Consider the following 23,343-nt stretch of genomic DNA (forward strand, 5'->3'; position numbering starts at 1 on the left):
ACTACCAATTAACTAAAGTAATCAAAGATCGCTTTTTTACAAACATCAGTTACCATTTCATTCATGGTAGGATGGGGTGAGATAGAATTGGCAATATCAAACACAGTGAGGTTGTTTTCCATCACCAAAGCAAGCTCAGCGATAATATCACTAGCAGTGCTAGCAATAATACATCCACCTAAGATAGCACCAGTTTTAGGATTAAACATCATCTTGACAAACCCATTGGTTTCATGATCTGCAATTGCTTTACCACTATAAATAAATGGCAAGGAAGATTTGACATAATCAATCTTTTCTTTTTGCAATTCCATCTCACTATAACCTACAAAAGCAACTTCAGGATTTGTGTAAATACAAGCAGGACACTTGTTTTTTTCAGCAGGCTTTACCTGGTTTTGGTTCAAAATTTGATCAACAGCATATCTGCCCTGTTGGTAAGCGTAGTGTGCCAACATCATTTGCGTGTTAACATCACCTATTAGATAGATGTTTGTAGTTGATGTTTGTAGTTTTTCATTTAAAACAATTTTGTTGTTATGGTCACGTTTTAAATCAAGTTGATCTAAACACTCTGTGTTAGCAATTCTTCCTATAGAAACTAAGATTTTATCACCAATTACAGACTGTTCAACTCCATTAACTGTGTAAAACAGTTGGTTGTTTTCAGCTCTAACAACATGAGCATTGGTAATAATCTGAACTCCTTTGTTTTTTAAGGTTTTACTTATCAGTTCAGAAACATCACTATCACAAACCTCCAAAATCCTATCAACACCTTGGATAATGGTCACTTCACTCCCTAATGAAGCAAATAAAAAAGCAAACTCAACCCCAATCACACCTCCCCCAACTACAACAAACTTCTTAGGTACTCCCTCTAAAGCCAAAGCTTGGGTTGAGTCAATGATAAACCCAGCTTGTTGTGCTTTTTCAAACCCTGGTAAAGTTAAGTATCTTGGTCTTGATCCGGTTGCAACAATAATGTTGTTAGTGGTGTAAGTTGTGTTGTTTACTTGCACCTTGTTTTTATCTATAACAGTAGCTTCACCTTCAATACTTTCTACCTTAGCACCCTTAATAATTGTTTTTACCCCTGCAACTAATTTATCAACTACTTCCTGTTTTTGTTTTAACAGTTGTTTTCAATCAAGTTTAGCTTGACCATTAATAGTGATACCATAATCTTTGGCATGAACTAAATAATCAATAATCTTTGCTCTTTTTAACAACGTTTTAGTTGGGATACACCCAACATTTAAACACACCCCACCAAAGTATTGCTTTTCAATCACTAGGGTTTTAAGTTTATGTTTGCCAGCATACTCCGCAGCAATATAACCAGCAGGGCCAGCACCCAAAATAATTAGATCATAATCCATAAATTAAGCTACTGTAAGATCAATTAATTCCTCAATTTGTTTTGCAATCTCCTTACCAAACCTACCAACATCCGCCCCATCAACCCAGCGGTGGTCTGCAGCTATTGTTAAAGGTAAGATGGTATGAACTGCAATTCCATTTTCCACTTTAACAATGCGTTCTTCTAAATTACCAGTAGCAACAATACACATCTCAGGGTACTTAATAATAGGTGTACCTACAGCTGCTCCTAATGAACCGAAGTTAGTAACTGAAATAGTACCTTTATTCAAATCAGTCAACTTAATCTTTTTTGTTCTAGCTTTGTTAGCTAAATCAACAATTGCTTGGGCAATTTCAACCACAGATTTGGTTTGGGCTTGCTTAATGTTAGGGACAATTAAACCTTCTTCAGTATCAACAGCAATTCCTACATTAATGTCATCATTTAAAACAATTTCGTTTTGATCAGGATCATAACTAGCGTTAAAAACAGGGAACTTCTTAAGCGCATTAACAATTGCTTTAACAAAGAAAGCAAAGTAAGAAATTTTCATGGAATACTTACTTAAAGCATAACCATTAACACTTTCACGATATTGTTTTAACTTGGTTGCATTAACATAAAAAGTTAATACAGTGGTTGGGATAATTGCGTGCGACTTTGTCATTGCTTCTGCAATCGCTTTACGCATTGTTGAGATAGCAATGGTTTTCTGTTCAGTTTTACTTTCTGGTTTTTGGGTTGTTTCTACAGTAATGTTAGTACTACTTGCAACTTTAGTGTCTTTAACAGCTGGAGTTGCATGAGGTTTTACTCCAAAGATAGGAAAGAGGTTATCAGAAACCTTAATTTCCCCTACTACTGAAGCCCCCGCTTCTTTTACCTTAGCTACTTCTTCAGTTGGTTGAGGTTTTGGTTCAACAAGTGGTGTACTAGTCTTTTCACCAATAACTGCCATCACCTGACCAATGCTAACAACATCACCAACTTTAACATTAATAGCACTAATTGTACCTGCAAAAGGAGAAGGTAGTTCAGTTGTAACTTTATCAGTTTCAACAACAAATAAAGCTTCATCTATCTTGATCTGATCACCAACTTGTTTTAAGATTTCAGTTACTTTTCCTTCATGTAAACCCTCACCAACATCAGTGAATTTAAACTCATTTGCCATATCGTATTGATAGTACTTAAAGTTTAAATTTAATAGTAGTGATCTATAACAAATAAAAAAAGCCAGTTTAGTTACTGGCTTTTTAGTTGTTAGACAAAAATTTTGTCTTACTTTTTACAGCAGCTGTTGCACTTAGCGCATTCGCACTTGCATTGGCAGCATTTCTTGTTGTCTTCCATCACTTTAATTTATGAAATGAGGTACCTAGCTCTAAAAAATAAAGCTAGGTAACTATATTTTAAAAAAGTGTTATTTTAAAAGTTGATTAACTGCATCAATAACCCGTGCATTAATTTCAAACTGGTATTTTTCACCTCTAGCTAAAGGCACAACAATATCAAACCCAGTTACCCGTTGTGGGGCTTTTTTGAGATAAGTGAATAGTTCTTCAGTTACTGAAGTGATAATCTCTGCACTTGTAGTGAAACTTTTCACCGCTTCAGTCACTACAAGTAGTCTTCCTGTTTTCTTCACTGAGTTAAATACTGTTTGTTTATCTCAAGGGGAGATAGTACGCAAGTCAATTAACTCAATTCCCTTATCTTTCAATTCCCCGCTGTAAACTAAGTTAATTAAATCAAACATTGTAGGACCATAGCTAACTATTGTAAGTTCACTACCTTCACTAATCAAGTTGGCTTCACCAATAGGGACAGTGTAATAATCACTAGGAATCTCCTGACGAAAAGCACGATAAAGCTTCTTTGGTTCAAAAAAGATAACAGGATCAGGTGATTCAATAGCAGCTAGAAAAAGTCCTTTGGTATCATAAGGATTTGATGGCATCACTGTTTTAAGCCCAGCAATCTGTGCATAAATTGCTTCCAATGTTTCACTGTGGTGTTCCAATGCTTTAATCCCCCCACCCATTGGCATCCTCACTACTAGTGGAGCGGTATATACACCACGAGAACGGTTTCTAATCCTAGCAGCATGGACAAAGATTTGAAACATAGCTGGGAATGAAAAGCCTGAAAACTGGATCTCTACAATAGGTTTAAGACCACCTATAGCAGCCCCAACCCCAATACCAGCCATAGAGTTTTCTGCTATAGGACAATCCCATACCCTTTCACTCCCATACTTTTGTTGTAAGCCTTTAGTTGCACGGAACACACCCCCTTCAAAACCAGCGTCCTGGCCATAGAGTACAACGTTTTGATCTCTTTCCAGTGCAAGATCCATTGCGTTGTTTAACGCTTCAATGTTATTTACTTGGATTTTTGACATAGTTATCTTTTTTTAAATTAGTCTTTAAAGTATTTTTTTGCAATCTGTTTCTGTTCAACTAGTTCAGGGGTTAATTCTTGATAGTTGTAATCAAACACCTCATCTACTGATACAGGAGTATCTAGTACCATCTTTTCATAAGCAGCTTGGATTTCCTGTTCAATTTTGCTGAACATCTCTTCTTCTTGAGCTTGGTTAAGAATTGATCTATCAAACAAGAAGTTTCGCAACCGCTTCACTGGATCACTCTTCATTCCCTCCTCCTCTTCTTGTTTGGTTCTGTAGATAGAAGGGTCATCTGAAGTGGTGTGAGGACCTTGCCGGTAGCTGAAGAACTCAATTAAGACTGGTCCATTACCACCTCTAGCGTAATTAGCAGCATCTTGCATCGCTTCATAACTAGCAATTAGATCATTACCATCAACCCTTACCCTTGGGATCCCACATGCTATTGCTTTAACGCTTAGATCACTAACAGCAGATTCAAGTTTAGTTCTTGTTGAGATAGCAAACTGATTGTTGTTAATACAAAAAACAGTGTTTCACTTGTGGATGCTTGCAATGTTCATCGCTTCATAAAATTCCCCTTCAGCTGTACCTCCATCACCAATCATAGTAACAGCAACATTAGGTTGCTTTTTATAGTGCAACATGTAACCTAATCCAGCAGCATGGGAATACTGAGCACCAATGGTGATGTTAATAGGTAAAGTTTTGTATTTAGCATCTATCTGACTACCTTTTTCATTACCATTTCAGTAGAGTAAAAGTTGTTCTGGTTTTACCCCACGATACAACATTAAAGCCCCACTACGAAACGTAGGACAAACCCAATCATTTTCATTTAAACCTAATCCCATTCCAACCTGTAAAGCTTCCTCTCCCAAATTAGGAGCGAAGTTTAACATCTTACCAGCACGCTGTCAAACTAACATCTTTTTGTCCATCATTCTACTCAAGTTCATTAAGTAATAAGCGTGTTTTAACTGTTCATCAGTTAGGGTAATTTTGTGGTTAGGATCAATTAATTTACCCTCATTATCATAAACCTGATAAAGGGTAGTTGGAACTTTATTTTTAATCAAGATTGCCATATATTTCTATGCTAATTTAAAACTAAGCTATTTTTTAGGAATGTAATAGCTAAAACCAAGTGCTTGTAAAACAGTTGCTAACACAAAGTTAAACGGTTTGTTGTAATGTGGAAGAAAATAAACATCCACTAAACCCAGTTCAGTTAGTAACATCTGCTTTTGGATTGCAAGTGCAATATAGAAAATAATCTCACTGTGATTGGTATTCCAAGAAAGGAGTTGTGCTCCTAAAATTCTTAGGGTTTTCTTGTCATATACAAGTTTAAAACGCACCTTGTCATAACTGCCCATAAACTCAGGACGATCATTGTCATCAACAACTGATATGCCAACATCAAAACCTAACTTCTTAGCACGCTGTTCAGTTAATCCACATGCTGCTAAATTTAAACCAAAGATATGGAGTGCATTGGTGCCAACGATAGATTGGAGTTTAACTTGGTTACTACCAATGATATGCATCGCAGCTACTAATCCACTCTTTACTGCATTGGTAGCAAGATCGATGTTTTCATACTGTTCACTAGCAGCATTGTAAATAGCAGCACAACCCCCAATGACATAAACATCCTTATGATTTAGTGCTTGGAGAAATTCATTAACTTTAATTGAACCGTTGTGAATAAACTCAAAGTTTTGATCTTTAGGAACAAACTTAGTGCTAGGTCTAAACCCAATTGATTGGATCACAAGGTCTGCATTTACTATTCCCTTATCAGTTTCAACTCCTTTGACAACGTTGTTTGTACTATCAACAACAAAGCCCTTAACACTGCAACCCATCATTAGTTTTAACCCATCTTTTTGCATCACTTTTTCAAGTTCATCAGTAAACTCATGATCAAAGTTATTACCAGCAGGCTTATCAAGTAAGTCAATTACTGTTACTTGCTTTTTGCATAACCAAGCTGCTTCAGCAAGTTCCAAGCCAATGTAACCAGAACCAACAATAGCAACTGATTTAATGGTTTTATCTTTACGAAAACTATCGATTAAGGTAAGTGCATGTTGGTATAACTTACAGCTAATTAAGTTCTTAACATTACCACAATATTTGTCAGTGTAGTTAAACTCCAAAGGCTTGTGTGTCACCTTGTTTTCAACATTCATACATATAGGTCATGCTCCTGAAGCGATTACTAGTTGATCAAACTGATCAGTGAACTCTTTATTTGATGTTAAATCTCTAACTGTTACCTGTTTTTTGATTAGATCAATGTTAGTAACATCATGACTCATAAAGATGTTAGCGCCCATCTGTTTCAACTCCTCAGGGTTGGAATAGAAAAGATCATCAGTGTTTTTAACAACACCACTAACAGCAAGTGCAATTCCACACCCCAGAAACGAGATGTTTGTGTTTCTATCATAAGCGTTAACCTTAAAGTCCTTACTTTTTGAAAGTAAAGTTCTAATAAAACTAGTACCAGCGTGATTTATTCCAATCACAATCACTTTTTTCATATATCTTAGCTGCAGTAATTTTTTAAGCTATTTAAGGATAATTTGTGCAGTAGTGATTCGATCTTTTAAAATTAAGCTTTTGCTAGTAATGTAATAAAATCTTGCTAACCACATTTGGTTGTAACTTAGCTTTACCATTGAGTTTTTTCAGCTCAATTAAAAAGCAATATCCCACAGTTTCACCATTTAACTGTTTAAGTAATTGGTCAATAGCAGCAACTGTTCCAGCAGTGGCAAGTACATCATCAACAATAACACACCTTTTAGCATTATTAGCTTGGATTAATGAAGTGGTTGACATCTCCAATACAGCATGTTTTCTGTACTCCAAATCATAGCTAGCACTAATTAATTGCCCTGGGAGTTTATTGGCTTTTCTAACCAATACTAACGGGAGTTGGGTTTTAGAAGCTAATGCTCCCCCAAAGATAAAACCCCTCGCTTCAGGACATACTATCGCTTCTGCATTAATAGCTTTAATAAACTGTGCCATTTGGGTTAGCACAAAATTAAATAGTTGGGGATTGGAAAATACTGGGGTAATGTCATAAAACAATGTACCTTGGTTGGGAAAATTTTCAAAGCGCTTGATTGCTTGATCAAGCAACTTAAAGTTTTGATCCATAAATATCTTTTTTTTAAAAACTGTTAATTCCTGCAATTAACTGCTCTTCAATCTGATCAATCTCTTTAAAAGGATGTTTTTTGTGTTTTAAGCTCAAACGGGAATGAACATAGTTGAAAGGACTGAGTCAACCATTGATTAAACCAAAGCAAAACATTGGTAAAAAAGCAGTTGCAACATCAAATAAACCAACAATAGCAATTAGATAAAAGATCACAAGGTTAAAGTTGCCATCAATCCCACCAAAGTTAAAACCACTGTAGATAATAAAAATGAAAACTAAGCTAGAACTTTCAATCAGATCTATCTTCCACTGCGAGTTGAAGTTATCGTTAAATAAGTTTTTGATAAATACCTTGTCCTTTAAGCTCCTTTTAAACCAGTAAAAGTAAGTCCAAGTTGTTGTTTGTGATACCTTAGCTGCAAAAAAGAGCCAAAACAGATAAACAAAGGTAATTAACTGGATTGTTGATTGGTCTATACTAAACAGATAGTTAGTTAGATACATCACTGCAAACAAACCACTACATAACAAGATAAAGCTAACCAAATAACTTAAACAATAAGCAACACCATATCTAATCAAACAATAAGCTAAGTACAGTAAACTAACTATTCCTATCCCAGCAATAATCCCGTTACTTGATTCAACATCTGCTGCTAAAAATTCTCCTAACAGGTTAGGTTGAACAAGATATAAAACTAGCATTACAACTCCTATAGCTAACAAGATTAGCCATACAAACAAAAACTTCCAGTTGTTTTTCAAAAAGAAATCATGTTGGTTTTTGGTTATAAAAAAGTCTGTGTTCAAGTCACTAGTTGAACTTAAAAGTGAATAGTTACTAGAAGTTTTAGTTAGTGCTTTTGCATCCTTCTGATAGAGAAAAAGCTTTCAGTTTGCACCTGATTCTGAACTGACAAACAGTGAGATTAAAACGATGCTGATTCCATAACTAAAAAAGTAAGAAGTAATGGCTGATATTGCCATCAAATTAGCTAGTTGTTGGACCTGATAATTAGAAAGATAGATAACAACTAAAGCACTAATTAACCAGGTAATGTGAAACTCAAGATTAGCAAAAAAGCTTCTTTTTAAACACAGTTTTCACGATTCGATAATAGAAGCATTATTTCTAATATTTCTTAAGAATAACTCTCCTAAATTCAAGAGATTAATTAGGTTGATGGCAATAACAAAGAAGATGCCCACAAAAGAAAAGACATCAACAACTCCACCAACTGCACTAAAGATAACCAGTGATGACACCACACTTAACCCTAAAGCTAATGCTTTGTATAACCCTAAGAGCTTGTATCGTAGTGTTAATAGAACAGCAGCAATAAGAACGATGATACCAAACGCAATAAAACTAGAAGCAAAATTAGAAACATCTGTGATGGTATTTGCAAGTGGAGCGTTAACCAGACTTGTTTTTGCAGTTGCAATGGTAGCTGCTGTGGGAAATGGATTTGTTAAAAGCTCTTTAACAGTAGCTGCTGTTACAAAGTTTGGTGGGGTGTATGTACCATCACTACTCAAGAAATTACCAACTTGAAACTTAATATTACCACCATATTCTATCCGTTGGTTGTTAGTGTCTAAAAAGCTTTGTAGAGTAGGATTAATCTTAACAGGATCACCGGTTTTGCTAACCGGATCTTCAGTTCTAATTTCACTGATAATATAGTTATGGAATAACCCTGAAAAACCACTGCTATCTGCACTCCTTAACTTTCTTGTATCAGCACTATTTGAAACTGTAATTACATCTGAACTATTGTTGTTATTGTTATTATTCTGGTTATTATTGTCATTACTGTTGCTAGCAACCGCTGAAAAGTGGTTAGGAGCAGCGTAGATATAATAAAGGTTTTTGAGAGTAATGTCACTTGCTTTTTTAATAGGAGATGCCCCATTAGCATCAGTGTTTAAAAACAGATTATCACCACTAGCAAAGCTACCCTTTGCATGTAAAAATTCCCAGAGACTCTTCTCTCTTTCATTAAAGGTGAGATAATCACTACTACCCTCAACTACATTAAAGATATTACGGACATAGTTTAATGCGCCTTGTTTATCTTTTCACAATACTAAAGTTTTATTACCACTACTTGAAGTTCCATTCGCATTTTGCTTAAAAAATTTACCATTGCCCTCAACACTAGCTTGCCCATTACCAGTATTATAATCAGAACTTGATAAGTTTTTAGAGTTGATAAAATCAAGAAAATCGGTGTGTAAACTTTCTTTGGTAACTACATTTTTATTTAACTTGTATTCAAAGGTTAAAGCACTGTTTACAGAAGTGTTTTGGGGAACAACTGCCCTAATGGAAGCATTAATAAAATTATTATCCAGTGAATCAAATAAAACCACTCCATCAGTTGTTTCAAGTGAAAGTTGGTAGTTGTGTTCAACTGAACTAATTGCATTTCTTCTAACCTGAGCATCAACTTGTCTTTTTCTTTGGCGGGTTTTGGCTTGCTCACGGTTTTGTTCAAAGGTGAGAGTAACAGAAGGTAATCCCCCATTAACCAATCAGGACTTGTCAATGTTGTCAAGTTCACTAGCAGTTTTATCATTAGTGTTTTTAGTAATGTTTACAGAAGAAAAGCCCTGAATGAATAAACTGTTAGCATAACTTTTTTCAACACCATCTAAAAAGCTATCAATGTTAGTGATGTTTTCAATCCCGTTGGTTGGTTTTGTTTGCTGAGGATCTAATGAGGTATTGTTAGTTGACTTATGGTTTAAAAAGTAAACAGTTGTAGTGGTAGAACCGTTGAAAACAGCACCTAACCTGCTGTCATTTAACAGTTTGTAACTCCCAAAAATAACACCAAACAAACCCAGACAAACAAGTCCAAGAATAGTTCCTATTTTTAGGATTCAGTCCAAAGAAAAGCGCTTTTTGAACCTCACTAACTATTTTTAATAACTTAAATTTTATATAAATATTAAGTAATGGCAACCATTCAGGAAATCGAGTGTGATTTTTTAGCTAAAATAGCACAAAAATTTACTAATGCAGAGATTGAATTAATTAACAAAGCATTCTATCACGCTAAAACTTGGCATGAAAACCAGAAACGGCTTAGCGGTGAACCTTTTTTTATCCATCCTTTAAGAACGGCATTATCACTAGTTGAATGGAACATGGATCCTATCACTATTTGTGCTGGTTTGTTACATGACATCATTGAAGATACAGACCAAACCGAAGCTAATATAGCAATGATTTTTAGCAAAGAAATTGCTGAGCTTGTCACTAAGGTTACAAAGATTACCAATGAATCTAAAAAGCAACGTCATCTCAAAAATAAAAAGGAGAATCTTAACTTAAAAAGCTTTGTTAACATTGCAATCAATTCTCAACAAGAGATAAATGTAATGGTACTAAAACTAGCAGATCGACTTGATAACATCGCTTCCATTGAGTTTCTCCCCATTGAAAAGCAAAAGGTAATTGCAAAAGAAACTTTAGAACTTTATGCAAAGATTGCTGGGAGGATTGGGATGTATCCTGTTAAAACAAAATTAGCAGATCTTTCATTTAAGGTGTTGGATTTAAAAAACTATGATAACACCCTGTCAAAGATTAACAAGCAAAAGGTCTTTTATGACAATGAGTGGGATAACTTCAAACAACAATTAAAAAAAATCTTAGCGCAAAATCAGATAGAATACCAACTTGAAAGTCGGATTAAAGGCATTTACTCTACATATAAAAAACTAACTGTTCATGAACAGAACATCAGTAAGATCCATGATCTTTTTGCTATCCGCTTAATTACTAAATCAGAACTTGATTGTTATCACATCCTTGGTTTAATTCACCTTAATTTTTTAATTGACAGTAAATACTTCAAAGACTATATTGCCTCACCTAAACAAAACCTTTACCAATCAATTCATACCACTGTTCGTTTAAAAGGGTTAAATGTTGAGATCCAAATTAGAACCCAACAGATGGACAATGTTAGTAAGTTTGGCTTAGCTAGTCACTGGATCTACAAAGAACAGAAAGAGGGATTGTTAGCACCTGCTTTGCAACTTAATTACCTAGTGACAAAACAAAAACACTCACATGATTTTCTAAAAAGGATTTTTGGGACTGATATTATCAAGATTAATGTTAGTGCTAGTCATGAACCTAATGTAATTAAGCAAATTAATGTTGATAGCAACAATAAACTCCTTGATATTGCTTTTGAAAACTATCCCAAGCAATTTGCTAAATTAACCAAAATTGAAATTGATGGGGTTGAGATCAATTCTTTTGATACTAGTGTTGAAAATGAGATGCTGATTGAATTTTACTTTGGCAAGAATAACAATTTGAAATCAAAGTGAATTAGGTATATGAATAACCCTATATACCGTGAAAAGGTAAAAAAGAGCTTGGCTAAACTAGCTAAATCTGGTAGATACAGTGAGTTAGCTTTTTATGAAAAAGAACTGGGTGAAAAACAGTTAAAACTTGCTAGTGAAACTGAAATCCAAAAACGCTTAAACACCCTAAGAATTAAAAAAATGAGTGATTACTTAGCGTTAATTGAGTGTACTAACTTTACTAATGATGAACATTTGTTGTTTCTAGCTAAAAACAACGACAAGTGAAATAAACTAACAAAACCACTTAAGTTTGCTTTTTCAAAAGTAGTTTTTCACAACTCTTACTTTGAACAAATTGAAGGTATTTTTATCACCAAAATAGTGATTGAACCATGTTGTAGTAAGATCCCTGATATGCCTGAACAAGTAACTGGTATCTTAACTAAAAACATTTTAAGTGTTCACCGTTATGGTTGTAAGAATTTACAAAATAAAAAGCAGTTAAAAATTATCCCGTTATATTGAAATATCCAGCAGTTAAAACTAAAACCACGTAAGTTTCGCAGTTACATTAACATTAACGGAGTGTGGAGTGAAAAAACCATTAATAAAATCTGTCAAACAATTATTAATGGTGATGGTTATATTGAAAAAATAATTCCCAAGATCAACAAACAAAAAGATGAATTTGATTTAAACATCACCCTTTTTGTTAATAACTACCAACAACTTCTCACCTTAATGGACCAAATTACCACTAAGAATATCAGCTTTAGTTGAAAATACCTTTAGTTACCAAACACCGCATCATACACTTCTTCATCTCTTAAAAGTAAAACTAAGTGCTTTTTTAGTAGCCGTTGTGGATTGAAACGTGATACTCTCACTCCATAAACTTTCTTTGTAAATAAAATTAATAAAAAACCAGAAACAAAAAATGCCCCAATAATTGAGATTCCTGTATAGAAAAGGATTTGGGAAACTTCAGTTAAATACCGCTTAAAATCATCATTTTGGTTTGGATTTGGGAACTTTTCTAGCATTTGATCAACAAAGCTAGTTATGTTATTTAATGTGTGTTTAATTTGGGTAAAAGCAGCATTACTATCAAAGTTATTAATTTTTTTCAATGAACCTTCAAGTGCATTTAAAGAACTATCTAATCCTGATGCAAATGAATTGTTTTGCGTTAATTTTCGCCCTTCGTTTAAAGATTTTTCAACTTCTGAAAGTGTTTTAACTAGGTTATTTTGGAAGATATTTTGGGAGATCTTTTTAATTTCAGTGTTATATTCACTAATCTTGTTATATCCCTCTTTATAGTAGTTGTTAATAGGTTCACGGTAAGTAAAAGCAAAATAACCAGCAGTAGCAATTCCACCTAACAATAAAATCCCTACCAAAATAATAAGAAAAACTGCAAGTTTTTTTAATAGTCTAATCATGGTCTAATGCTGTTATCACTTCCTCTTCCAAATCAGGATAACGATCTAAGATATCATTAACATGATCAGCTAACTGTTCAGTACTAATAAATCTTGAAAACCTGATCAATCCTCTTTTTTTAGAAGTTAAAAAGGAAAAGACAATGGTTGTAATCAAAATTGCTAACATCCCACCTGATACAGCAACAATGGTTATCATTGTGACATCATAATAATTATTGAACTGTTCAGAAGAAGGGATGTTGTTTTTGATCTTTTCATAGCTACTAACAATGCTTTGTGCTTGTGTAGAAAACTCACTAACTGCACTAATTACACCATCAGCTGTTGCTTGTTTTTTTACAGATGGAGATGAACTAGCAGTACCATTTTTATCAAGATTATTTTTAAAGTTGTCTAATTGTGTTTTACTGTTTTCCAAGTCTTTTTTGGTTGCATCAAGTTCCCTAATCTTTTCTTGACTAATATTACCTAGATTGTTCTGACTCTCTAAGTTCTTTTTGTATTCATCCACTTTTTGTAAAGATTGCTCTAAGTCTTTTTTAACTTGATCTAAATTGTTAGTAATGGAACTTTTGCTAAATTGGTTAGCACTATTTGCTAAAGCATTAGCAAAGGCTTTAGCAGAATTGAAAGAACTATCAATGGAATTACGAGCTTGAACATAAAGGTTAGCTGCTGTACTACGAAAATACAAAGCAGTAATACCAAACCCTAACAGAAATACAAAAACCAACATTCCAAAGAAAAGCAAGATGGTTTTCGAAAACCGATTAATAAAAATAACCATTTAAATACTTGTACTTTTAACCAAACTAATGGTTATAAAAGTGTTTTGAAAACAAAACTACTAGAGTTTAAGTTTAACACCCAATGCGTTGGTTTTAAGTTCTTTTGCTAGTGATTTAACTTCATTTGTATCACTGGAAACACCAGTAATATCAACTGTTTCAAACTTTTCTTCACCAATTACAGTAACCAACCCTTCAACTGCTTTAGTCATTCTTTCAAGACTACTATCTGTATCATTTTCTAGTTTTTGGAACTGTACACTGTATTTACCACTAGCAGTAATTCTTTTGATGTTTTCATCAAATGTTACTCCGTTTTGTTCAGCACGTTTTAAGATTTCATTTTGAAACTCGCTGTCTCTGCTTGCGCGTTCATTTTCATAGATGCTAGCACCAGGGTAATAGTTTTCATTAACCCTGTAATAGGTGTTATCTCCTTCTCTGTAAGCTTCTTCTAAGTGGAGGTTAAGTTCTTTTAAAGAACGGTACACCAAATCATCATCACTATCCTTGTTGGTATTAACATTCTTAACTAAGTACTTGTCAATGTATCCCCCAGCAAAATAACCTTGGAACTGTCTTTCAAACCTTCTGTAGTTGTAAATATCACCAACTGCTTGTTTGAGCTTATTAGCATCAATGGCTGAATTATCACTGTTTTGGAGTGTAACTTGGGTTAAATCAATGTGGGTAAATGGTTTTGAGGCAAACAGATCATAGATAACATTAGTTTTACTTCCCAATACTAATGGGTTAAAACCAAAACTATTTGCTTTACTGGTGGAATAAAATTCCAACTCAACTACGTTTGCAAAGATTTGTTTAGCTACATTAACACCAGTGTAATCACCATAAAGTGAAACTTTTTTAACTGATTCTGGTAATTGCAATTCATTAAGTTGTGAACCATTACCACTTAAACCTCTAATAATTAGGTAAGTAGGTTTTTCTGAATCTATTGTTGTTTTTAAAGCACTGATATCTTTAGCATCAATTGCGAGTGTTTTAACATCTTCAAAGAAGTGGTTTGGGTATGAGTCATAAAGTGGTGAACCTTTAGCAGCAAAATAAGTTCACTTATCATAAGTAAGGTTATTACTAGTTGAAACAGTTGTTGCTTTTGTGTTACTCCATCCGCTGAAACTAGGAACTTGTCTAAACACATCATCATAACCACGGTTGTTTGCCATGAGAGTACCGTTAGTTGTTTGCAAGATTGGCATCAACACGCGGTTATTGAAATATTCAGTTGATTGGTAATAGCTAAGCAGTGAACCATCACTAGCAACATGATCATAATAACCAGCTTTAAAACTAGGAGTAATAAAGTTATCACCTGTTTTAATTAAGCCACTAATTTCAGTTTTAGGAACAGGACGGTCTAAACCCTTTGGACTGTTAGTGATCGCTTCTGATAACTCATTAGCAAAGTTTCTAAATTTCTCACGGAAGTTAGCACCACCAGATAAATCAATCTCACTCTGATAGCTACCATCGTTTAAAGAAAGTGATTTCAACTTTACTTCTGCACTAGGAGATTGTGTTGAGAACAACTTAAAACCGAGGTTACCACTCCTACCTGATGCAACCAAAGCATAACCACTTTGATTAACTAGGTTAGTGATCATAACTGCTGAGAATGTGGTTAACGCTCCAGCACCTAAAACACCAATAGTCCAAAATAATTTACGCTTAAATTTCACACTATTTTTATGTTTTTTAAATTGCATTATTTTTTGTATTATTAGAAACTTTTAATTTGTAAACAGTAGTCTACTTATCAATTTTAAATTAAATCCACTAGTAAACTTCAATAACCCTTTCTCTGAAAGAGCTTGGTAATTTATTAAACAAATAAAAAACACCCTTAAATTGCTTTAAGGATGTAATGAGTTTAAATCTTTAATTTTTGGAGCGAGTAATCGGAATCGAACCGACACGATCAGCTTGGAAGGCTGATGTTCTACCATTAAACTATACTCGCACAAATTTGGTGCCCAAAGCCGGACTTGAACCGGCACACCATTACTGGCGTGGGATCTTAAATCCCATGCGTCTACCATTCCGCCACTTGGGCTGGTGACCCACCCGAGGATCGAACTCGGGACCCTTTGATTAAAAGTCAAATGCTCTACCGCTGAGCTAGTGAGTCTTTTTGATAGGGAGTTAACCCTATCTTTAGAAATTTAAGCTTTAACTGGCTGGGATGGATGGGATCGAACCATCGCATGATAGAGTCAAAGTCTATTGCCTTACCGCTTGGCTACATCCCAAAAATGGTGGACAGGGAGAGATTCGAACTCCCGAAACCATAAAGGTGTCTGATCTACAGTCAGAAGCGTTTAGCCACTTCGCTACCTGTCCATTACTACCAGCAAGATATTTTACAAATTATCTGTTGCTGATCTTCAGGATTTTAACACGATAGGGAACTTCAATACCAACAACATCACATTCATCACCAATTAAACGCCCATAGATTGCAAGGGCAAGGGGTGATTCATTGGAAATTTTGTGTTCTTCAGGATTTGCTTCAAGTGTACCTACAATTGTGTATTTTTCGTTCGATTTAGAACTGTAATCATAGATCTCAACAGTGCTCCCTAAGCTAACTTTTGTTACTTTGGTTTTTGCTTGGTGGTCACTAATTAACTTAGCGTTGGCTAATATATCTTGAATTTCAGCAATCCTAGTTTCAATCTCACCTTGCTGTGCTTTAGCTGCATCATAATCAGCATTTTCACTTAAATCACCCTGATCACGTGCTTCTTGTAAGAGTCTGATAATCTCAGGACGTTTAACTTGGATTAGGTTTTCAAGTTCTTTTTCCAGTTGCTTAAATCCTTCTTGAGTTAGGTAATTTTTATTTAGTTCCATGACAAAATTAAAAGCAGCAAAAACACTTTTATTATTTAATTATTTCCCCTTTTTTTGCCAATTTTTGCTAAAAAAATAGAAAATCAGTATTGCAGTAATATAGATATTAAATAGTAAATTTCTATTTAACTTCGAAATAATAAACTCAAGATCAACAGAAGATTGTGAGTTTTAATACAGATGAGAGAAAACAATAGTAATGCTCAAAACAAAAAGAAGATCCGCTTTTTAGCTTTGGGCATCATTATTCTAATCGTACTAATTGCTTTAATTACTATGCTTTTTATCACTGGAGTAATTAGTCGCAACCGTTAAGATTACTTTTTGCTAGATGACAAAAAAAACACAAGATCTCACTAGTTGGTATGACCAACTGCTAGTTAAAGCAAAGTTAATTTGTCATGGTGAAGTTAAAGGTACAGTTTGTTTTTTAAATAACAGTTGAGGCTTATGGATGGAAATCCAACAGCTTTACAATGATGCAATTGCAAATAAAAATCAATTGTCTGCAATTGCTCTAACTAAATTCCAACCAACTACTAGTTTTTGTTATCAAGTATTCCAAGTACAACTCCCTACCCTTTCTTTTTACAGTGAATATCAAAAGGAAAAAACCCATATCAAAGGTTTTAATCCTGAGCTTTTTTTAATTAATCAAGTTGGTCAAAAACAACTCAATGATCCTTTGGTTTTACGACCTACTAGTGAGATTGCTTTTTGCAACTTATGGAAAAAACAAGAGTTATCTTACCATGATCTACCTTTAATTTATAACCAGTGAACTCAGGTTTTTCGTGCAGAAAAAAACACCAGACCTTTTTTGAGAAACAGTGAGTTTTACTGACAAGAAACTCATGGGCTTTTTGTGGATCAGAGCCAATCTGAACAAGCTGCTATTAGCTTTTGAAATTTATATCAGGATTTAATTATTAACAAACTTTGTATCCCTGCTTTTGTTGGTTTGAAAAGTGAAAGTGAAAAATTTGCAGGTGCTAAAAACACATGGACAATAGAAGCAATTATGCCTGATGGACAAAGTTTACAATGTGCCACTAGCCATGATTTAGGTGACACTTTTACAAAGAGTTTTACTATCAGCTATCAGAGTAAAACTAACCAAAAAATGACTCCAAGTAGTTTTAGTTGTGGGATGTCAACTAGGATCTTAGGAGCAATTTTTTTAACCCACAGCGATGATTATGGTTTGGTTTTACCTTGGTATCTAGCAAGTAAACAAGTCAAGTTATACCTGTTTGATAAAAACAATAACCCTAAAACAAGAGCTTTAGCTTTTTTAGTGAAGGATTTTTTAGAAAAACTCAAAATTCGCTTTAGTTTTATAGAAATTAACAATCAACTAGGTAAACAACTTTTAAAAGGAGAAATAGAAGGTATTCCATTACAGATGATTGTTGATAATGAAAAAACTATTAACATCTTCAACCGCTTAACACGTTTAAAAACCAGCTTAACATTTGCAAATCTCCAAACTGAATTTGTTAATTTAGTTAACAACTACCATACAGAGATGTATAGAAAAGCAAATGATTTAGTTGAACAAAAACTAGCAAGAGTACAAACTTTAAAGGAAATTGAACAAGCATTCAAAAATAAAAAGGCTGTTTTATGTACCGTGAAGTTAACTGGTGAACTTGAACAACACTTAAAGACAAAATACCAAGTTAGTGTTAGGTGTGTTTTTAAAAAGTCAGATGTAACACAAAACTGTCCTTTTACAAATCAACCTTGTTTTGATTCAGTTTTAATTGCACGTGCTTACTAACAAAGTACTGTCAATCACTACCCAATAAAACCCTTGATTATTTGGTTTTATTTAATTTATTTCTAAATATTTTTTACCAGTAATTTTTGTTTAAAAACAAACTCGTTTTGTAAAAGAAAAAAGTTAGAGTTGTTGTATTTCAATAACGATTATTTAGCCTCTAAAATCGATTAGACGATCTTCTGATCGTTTAAGATTTATTCAAATTCAACATGACTTTATGACTTTTACAAACAAAGAAAAAAATTGCAAACAAAGCAAATCATTAGCAGCGTTGATGACAAAATTTAAGCGCTCGCAATTAATCTTGAAACACCAAGCTAATAACATAGCACTGGAGTTGTGAAATGAAAATGATATTAACCTATCAAAACAGCTTATTGAGTTAATAGAAGATACTTTTTCAATGCTTAAAAAAGAAACTGTTGATTTTATCTATGACATCTATATTTATGGCAAAAAGCCGTGTGATATTGGTTATTCTAATTCCACCTATTACAAAAAACTAAACAAAGCAGCTAATAGTTTTTTTGACCATTTTGTTTGAGATTCGTCAATATTAGACAAAAGGATCATAACTAATGGCAGCAATTCTCAACGTACAACGAATTCAAAATAACCAAGTCACTGAGTACACAATGAGTCCAGTGCGTAATTTTGCAAACACAAAAGATGTATATTTTGATGCGCAATTAACAAATATAGAAAGCAAAATTGATAGTAGTAGGGCTCAAATTCACCTTACTATTGCACTAAAATACAACACTAATCTCCCTGATAATATCTTTCAAGCCCACTTCAGTTTAGGCAATTGACAAAGTGATAAGATTCAACTTCAAAAAGCTCCTGATAAAAAACACGATAGTTTAAACAGCATTAAATATTTTTATGCATTTCTAGATGTACCCCGTTCAGCACTAGCAAAAAAAGAAATTAATAGGTTTAGTAATGTGGTTGCTAGAGTATTGAGAATAAGTTTTCGCTTGCAAGATCAATCTGAAAAAGGGAATTGAAGTGACTATCATTTGTTTGATACTGTAGCTAGTGAATTGTATGCAACAGTAATTAAAGAAACAATCAACTTTGGCAACATGATTAAGATTAATGCACTTGATGGTAGTAAACAGCTAACTAGTAGCCAAGGAAGTTTTAAATACAGTTGAACAATGTATGACTATAGGAATTTAGAACAACTTGATGAGGTGAGAAACTTGATCAATATCAGTTTTGACAAACCAGTTCAAATAGTAAATGTTGATGTCAAAATTCACTATGTTCCAACTAAAGGTAGGTTACAAGAGATAAAACAACAAGGTGAGTTTGAAAATAACCTTGATGTTAATGAAAAGCTTAAACTCAATTTAATAGGCAATTGAAATTTTGACAAACATAACAAGAAGCTAATCAGTGATATTTCAGGTACTGGAATCTTTTTACCCCAGGGTGGTTATGGAAGTTATGAAATAATGATTGGCGCTACAGTAGGTAATGATTTCTACACAATTATAGCCAACAACCAGTTTAAGTACGAAACACCTTTAGATGATCTTGAACAAAATGACTTTTTTGAGGTAAATTATTTACCTGTTTACAGTACATACAACTTTAGTGATTTAACTCAGTAAGTATGATTTTTTCAATTAGTAAACGAAAGTTAATTTGCGGATTTTTGCTAGTTATTTTAACAATAGGTGGGGTTTTGGGTGGTGTTTATTTAGTTACTAAAAACAACAAGGATAACTACCAAAATGAAAGTAATTTCAACAATCAAGAACAAATTAGTAAAATCCCTAATTTCAAAGCTATTGGTCCTGAAACACAACGTATCTTAAGAGAAAGAAACTATCCTTTAGATGATAGTGGTTATTATGTTTATAAGTATGGTGAAATTAATAGGTATCTAAGAAATGAAAGTGAACTAGATGAATTAATTAACTATAGAGTGATGGTACCTTCACTTAAATTACATCACAAAAGGGTTAATTTTGATAAGGCATTTCTTGAAAGTAAATTAAGAAAATGGATTATCAAAGCAATTAAGCAACATAACTATTTCCAACACTTTGAAAATGAACCAAATTTAAGAGTTCAATATAACATGAATATTCCAGCACAAAAAATTGATGTTAATGCTGTTTGATCTTATAAAAAAGATAATGATGCTGCTACTGGTAAGCCAATCCGATATTGAGATCAATTTGAGCTTAAACTTAAATAATAAATCTTTATAATTTTTACTAGATTTACTAATGCAAACGCATGAAATTCTTTTAAAAATTAAAGAAATTGCTAAATCAAAAAACTTTAATCTTAATTTAGATGAAAAGACAATAAATCAACCACTTCGTGAGTTGAAAATCGATTCACTTGATATGTTTAGTATTGTTGTTAGTCTAGAAAATGAATTTGGGATTAGTTTTGATGATGAAAAGTTAATGAATCTAAAAAATCTTGCTGACTTGGTTTTAGAAGTTAAAAACCTTTTAGCAAAAAAAGGGGTATAGTTCAAAGGTAGAACATCTGTCTTCAAAATAGAGTGTTGTGGGTTCGAGTCCTGCTACCCCTGCCATAAAATATAAAAGCTTAGTAAGTTTTTACTAAGCTTTTTTCAATCCCCCCATTCCCCCAACCTCTATTTTGTGTTACTAGTGCCTAAGGTGGTATTGGAGTATCACAACCTGAATAACCAAGTAGTCAAAGAGAGTTTGGAAGTGGAAGCAACTGATTCTTTTGATCCCACCCAAAGGTTGCAAAAAGATAGTCCAATGAAGGATACAGGAAAGATGGGGGAGAAACTCCAAGAGACCATGTCATCAATGAGTGGTGGTGGGGCTACATCTCCTCGCAAAGCCCTCACCATTGAGGTGGAAAGGGGGAGTCAAAGTGATTCACTTTTAAAAAACGACTTTGCCAAAAAGCCACTGAAACATAAGAACAGTAGTGGGGAGGTGAAGTTGGATGCGAGTGGGGAGTTTACTGAGGCCTGAAAACCATTGTTGACTACTGATCAAATAGCAAGAGAGAAGGGGATGGGGGCGACTTAGACTTTCTCCCCTGAATCGGCAACAACAAACCCTTCTCCAACTCCCACACTGCTTCCCTTTCTTCTTCTTCTTCTTCCCCACTCCCCACTTTTTCTAACATCAATGTCGGGGTTAAATCAATGATCACTCATCTCAACAAAGAAAACACCCGGTGGGTGTTTACCCCTAACTCTTCACCAGACATTTGAACGGGAGCAGGTTATAGAAAAGCTAATAACAACAATAACGGCATCTCCTTGACAAGTGTGTTGCCTAGTAGCAATAGTAGTCAACAGTTTAATCCCAATTCAGATGATAATAAAGTCACTCAAGGTGGTGGCTCCCCAGCCAAAAAAACAACCACCTATTCCTTTTTACCCAATTCCATCAGTCCCACCAGTGACTGGATCAACGCATTGACTTTTACTAACAAAAATAACCCGCAGCGCAATCAACTGTTGCTCAGAAGCTTACTAGGAACTATCCCGGTATTGATCAATAAGAGTGGAACGGGAGATGAGTTTACCCATACGAGTGAGCAGAAATGGGATAAAACGAATGAAAAAGATGGGAATTTACCTGGGTTTGGGGAGGTGAATGGTGGTTTTTATCAACTAAATAAAAAACTTATTAGCTTATTTTTATTAGGTTTTTACTTATTTAATAGTTAAAAAAGTTTTGAATTTTTCTTAGTTTTTTATTTGTTTAATAGTTAAAAAACACTAGGCTTTACCTTTATTTAATTAATAAAACCTTTACCCCTATTACCAAACCATCCATAACACCAACTTGTTTGTGTTGTTCAAGTCTAGGGATGTAAAAGTTAAGTATGACAGTTCAAGTGGCTCAAATAACCAGATTAGTTTTGATTCAACTAGTCAAGCTAACAAACCCGCCTACATCGTTGAATTTACTAATTCCACCAACATTGGCATCAAGTGAAGGGTAGTGAAAAAATATCAGTTAGATGTACCGAATGTTTCTAGCAACATGAACGAAGTACTGAAAAATTTAATTCTTGAACAACCTTTGACTAAGTATACCTTAAACAGTAGTTTGGCTAAAGAGAAGGGTAAAACGCAAAGGGAGGTGCATCTGGGTAGTGGGCAAGCAAATCAGTGACGATCGATGCGTAATCAACATGGCCTAAACAACAATCCCAGTCCCAATGCATCAACCGGATTTAAACTCACTACCGGCAACGCATATAGAAAATTAAATGAGTCCTGACCAATTTATCAACCAATTGATGGGACCAAGCAGGGCAAAGGGAAGGATAGTAGTGGGTGGAGTTCAACAGAAGCAACAACGGCAAAAAATGATGCGCCCAGTGTTTCTGGAGGGGGATCAGACACCACTTCAAAATTTAAAAGTTACCTCAACACCAAGCAAGCGTTAGAGAGCATCGGCATCTTGTTTGATGGGGATGGAATGAGGAATGTGGTTACCCAGCTCTATTATGCTTCTACTAGCAAGCTAGCAGTCACCAACAACCACATTGTCGTGATGGGTAACAGCTTTCTACCCAGCTTGTGGTACTGGGTGGTGGAGCGGAGTGCAACAACTGATTCATCATCAAAACCCACCTGGTTTGCTAATACCAATTTAAACTGAGGGGAAGATAAACAAAAACAATTTGTTGAGAACCAGTTGGGGTATAAGGAAACTACCAGTACCAATTCCCACAACTTCCATTCCAAATCTTTCACCCAACCTGCATATCTGATCAGTGGCATTGACAGTGTCAATGATCAGTTGATCTTCAGTGGCTTTAAAGCGGGGAGTGTGGGGTATGATAGTAGTAGTAGTAGTAGTAGTAGTAGTAGTACCAAAGACCAAGCACTTGCTTGATCAACAACAACTAGCTTAGATAGTAAAACGGGGTATAGGGATCTAGTGACCAACGACACGGGGCTAAATGGTCCGATCAATGGGAGTTTTTCAATCCAAGACACCTTCAGCTTTGTTGTTCCTTATTCGGGGAATCATACAAATTCAAGTGGTTCATCAGGAACCATTAAAACGGCTTATCCGGTGAAAAACACAGAAAAATCAACTGTCAAGATCAATTCTTTGATCAACGCTACGCCGTTGAATAGTTATGGGGATGAGGGGATTGGGGTTAGAAATAT

Annotated in this window: 19 protein-coding genes, 6 tRNA genes and 2 pseudogenes; 11 read left to right on the top strand and 16 right to left on the bottom strand. The window is 34.4% G+C overall.

The genetic code is table 4. The features are described from left to right. Positions 1-8: 8 nt before the first annotated feature. From lpdA to MG_RS01640, 7 genes are all read right to left on the bottom strand, one after another. Positions 9-1,382, bottom strand: a complete 1,374-nt coding sequence (gene lpdA, locus MG_RS01610; RefSeq protein WP_009885903.1) for a dihydrolipoyl dehydrogenase — start codon at positions 1,380-1,382, stop codon at positions 9-11. A gap of 3 nt (positions 1,383-1,385) precedes the next feature. Beyond that, positions 1,386-2,540: a dihydrolipoamide acetyltransferase family protein gene (locus MG_RS01615; RefSeq protein WP_009885904.1), complete on the bottom strand. Its 1,155-nt coding sequence runs from the start codon at positions 2,538-2,540 to the stop codon at positions 1,386-1,388. Positions 2,541-2,789: 249 nt separating this feature from the next. Next, positions 2,790-3,770 (bottom strand): alpha-ketoacid dehydrogenase subunit beta, encoded by a 981-nt coding sequence (locus tag MG_RS01620; RefSeq protein ID WP_009885905.1) that lies wholly within the window; start codon positions 3,768-3,770, stop codon positions 2,790-2,792. A gap of 17 nt (positions 3,771-3,787) precedes the next feature. After that, positions 3,788-4,864, bottom strand: coding sequence for a pyruvate dehydrogenase (acetyl-transferring) E1 component subunit alpha (gene pdhA / locus MG_RS01625; RefSeq protein WP_009885906.1), 1,077 nt, complete (start codon positions 4,862-4,864; stop codon positions 3,788-3,790). Positions 4,865-4,891: 27 nt separating this feature from the next. Next, positions 4,892-6,328 (bottom strand): FAD-dependent oxidoreductase, encoded by a 1,437-nt coding sequence (locus tag MG_RS01630; RefSeq protein WP_009885907.1) that lies wholly within the window; start codon positions 6,326-6,328, stop codon positions 4,892-4,894. Between the two features lie 82 nt (positions 6,329-6,410). Beyond that, a complete protein-coding gene (gene apt / locus MG_RS01635; RefSeq protein ID WP_010869402.1) occupies positions 6,411-6,953 on the bottom strand; it encodes an adenine phosphoribosyltransferase in 543 nt (180 codons plus the stop codon). 13 nt (positions 6,954-6,966) lie between these two features. Beyond that, positions 6,967-9,879, bottom strand: a complete 2,913-nt coding sequence (locus tag MG_RS01640; RefSeq protein WP_010869403.1) for an MPN396 family protein — start codon at positions 9,877-9,879, stop codon at positions 6,967-6,969. 42 nt (positions 9,880-9,921) lie between these two features. On the opposite strand from MG_RS01640, the gene MG_RS01645 reads away from it, so the two are divergent. Next, on the top strand, positions 9,922-12,084 hold the full coding sequence (locus MG_RS01645; protein ID WP_009885909.1) for a RelA/SpoT family protein: 2,163 nt from the start codon (positions 9,922-9,924) through the stop codon (positions 12,082-12,084). Here MG_RS01645 and MG_RS01650 read toward each other — a convergent pair. From MG_RS01650 to greA, 9 genes are all read right to left on the bottom strand, one after another. Then, positions 12,081-12,737, bottom strand: coding sequence for an MG_279/MG_280 family protein (locus MG_RS01650; RefSeq protein WP_010869404.1), 657 nt, complete (start codon positions 12,735-12,737; stop codon positions 12,081-12,083). The two genes, MG_RS01645 and MG_RS01650, sit on opposite strands and share 4 nt — an antisense overlap. Next, complete coding sequence (locus tag MG_RS01655) at positions 12,730-13,527, bottom strand: MG_279/MG_280 family protein (RefSeq protein ID WP_009885910.1); 798 nt, start codon at positions 13,525-13,527, stop codon at positions 12,730-12,732. The genes MG_RS01650 and MG_RS01655 overlap by 8 nt, the downstream gene beginning before the upstream one ends. Before the next feature lie 60 nt (positions 13,528-13,587). Then, positions 13,588-15,258 (bottom strand): IgG-blocking protein M, encoded by a 1,671-nt coding sequence (locus tag MG_RS01660; RefSeq protein ID WP_010869405.1) that lies wholly within the window; start codon positions 15,256-15,258, stop codon positions 13,588-13,590. A 180-nt stretch (positions 15,259-15,438) separates the two neighbouring features. After that, positions 15,439-15,512: transfer RNA gene (locus tag MG_RS01665), tRNA-Gly, on the bottom strand. A 7-nt stretch (positions 15,513-15,519) separates the two neighbouring features. Continuing rightward, positions 15,520-15,605: transfer RNA gene (locus MG_RS01670), tRNA-Leu, on the bottom strand. Then, positions 15,606-15,680 (bottom strand) — tRNA-Lys (locus MG_RS01675). It lies immediately after the preceding tRNA gene. Positions 15,681-15,726: 46 nt separating this feature from the next. Beyond that, positions 15,727-15,801 (bottom strand) — tRNA-Gln (locus tag MG_RS01680). A 4-nt stretch (positions 15,802-15,805) separates the two neighbouring features. Next, a tRNA-Tyr gene (locus MG_RS01685) sits at positions 15,806-15,892 on the bottom strand. 27 nt (positions 15,893-15,919) lie between these two features. After that, a complete protein-coding gene (greA, locus tag MG_RS01690) occupies positions 15,920-16,405 on the bottom strand; it encodes a transcription elongation factor GreA (RefSeq protein ID WP_009885993.1) in 486 nt (161 codons plus the stop codon). 180 nt (positions 16,406-16,585) lie between these two features. Between greA and MG_RS02945 the strand changes: the two genes are divergently transcribed. The 10 genes and pseudogenes from MG_RS02945 to MG_RS01730 form a co-directional block, all read left to right on the top strand. Continuing rightward, the gene (locus MG_RS02945; RefSeq protein ID WP_261156652.1) at positions 16,586-16,720 is read left to right on the top strand and encodes a hypothetical protein; all 135 of its coding nucleotides are present in this window, start codon (positions 16,586-16,588) and stop codon (positions 16,718-16,720) included. 16 nt (positions 16,721-16,736) lie between these two features. After that, positions 16,737-18,188: a proline--tRNA ligase gene (proS, locus tag MG_RS01695; RefSeq protein ID WP_009885995.1), complete on the top strand. Its 1,452-nt coding sequence runs from the start codon at positions 16,737-16,739 to the stop codon at positions 18,186-18,188. A 220-nt stretch (positions 18,189-18,408) separates the two neighbouring features. Continuing rightward, entirely contained in the window at positions 18,409-18,807 is a 399-nt protein-coding gene (locus MG_RS01700; RefSeq protein WP_010869406.1) for an MG284/MPN403 family protein, read from the top strand. Beyond that, positions 18,770-19,813 (top strand): DUF5443 family protein, encoded by a 1,044-nt coding sequence (locus MG_RS01705; protein WP_010869407.1) that lies wholly within the window; start codon positions 18,770-18,772, stop codon positions 19,811-19,813. The genes MG_RS01700 and MG_RS01705 overlap by 38 nt, the downstream gene beginning before the upstream one ends. 2 nt (positions 19,814-19,815) lie before the next feature. After that, positions 19,816-20,406, top strand: a complete 591-nt coding sequence (locus MG_RS01710; RefSeq protein ID WP_010869408.1) for a DUF5452 family protein — start codon at positions 19,816-19,818, stop codon at positions 20,404-20,406. A gap of 31 nt (positions 20,407-20,437) precedes the next feature. Continuing rightward, complete coding sequence (locus MG_RS02830) at positions 20,438-20,692, top strand: phosphopantetheine-binding protein (protein ID WP_009885999.1); 255 nt, start codon at positions 20,438-20,440, stop codon at positions 20,690-20,692. Then, a tRNA-Trp gene (locus MG_RS01715) sits at positions 20,683-20,757 on the top strand. Before MG_RS02830 ends, MG_RS01715 begins: the two co-directional genes overlap by 10 nt. A gap of 79 nt (positions 20,758-20,836) precedes the next feature. Further along, positions 20,837-21,232: an adhesin gene (locus MG_RS02985; protein WP_318023844.1), complete on the top strand. Its 396-nt coding sequence runs from the start codon at positions 20,837-20,839 to the stop codon at positions 21,230-21,232. Continuing rightward, positions 21,229-21,813, top strand: a pseudogene (locus MG_RS02990) (adhesin P1); the annotation flags it as partial. The gene MG_RS02985 and the pseudogene MG_RS02990, both read left to right, overlap by 4 nt. Before the next feature lie 166 nt (positions 21,814-21,979). Continuing rightward, positions 21,980-23,335, top strand: a pseudogene (locus MG_RS01730) (MgpC family cytadherence protein); the annotation flags it as partial. Between the last annotated feature and the right edge of the window lie 8 nt (positions 23,336-23,343).

The organism is Mycoplasmoides genitalium G37, from assembly GCF_000027325.1.
GTDB classification, from domain to species: Bacteria; Bacillota_I; Bacilli_A; order Mycoplasmatales; family Mycoplasmoidaceae; genus Mycoplasmoides; species Mycoplasmoides genitalium.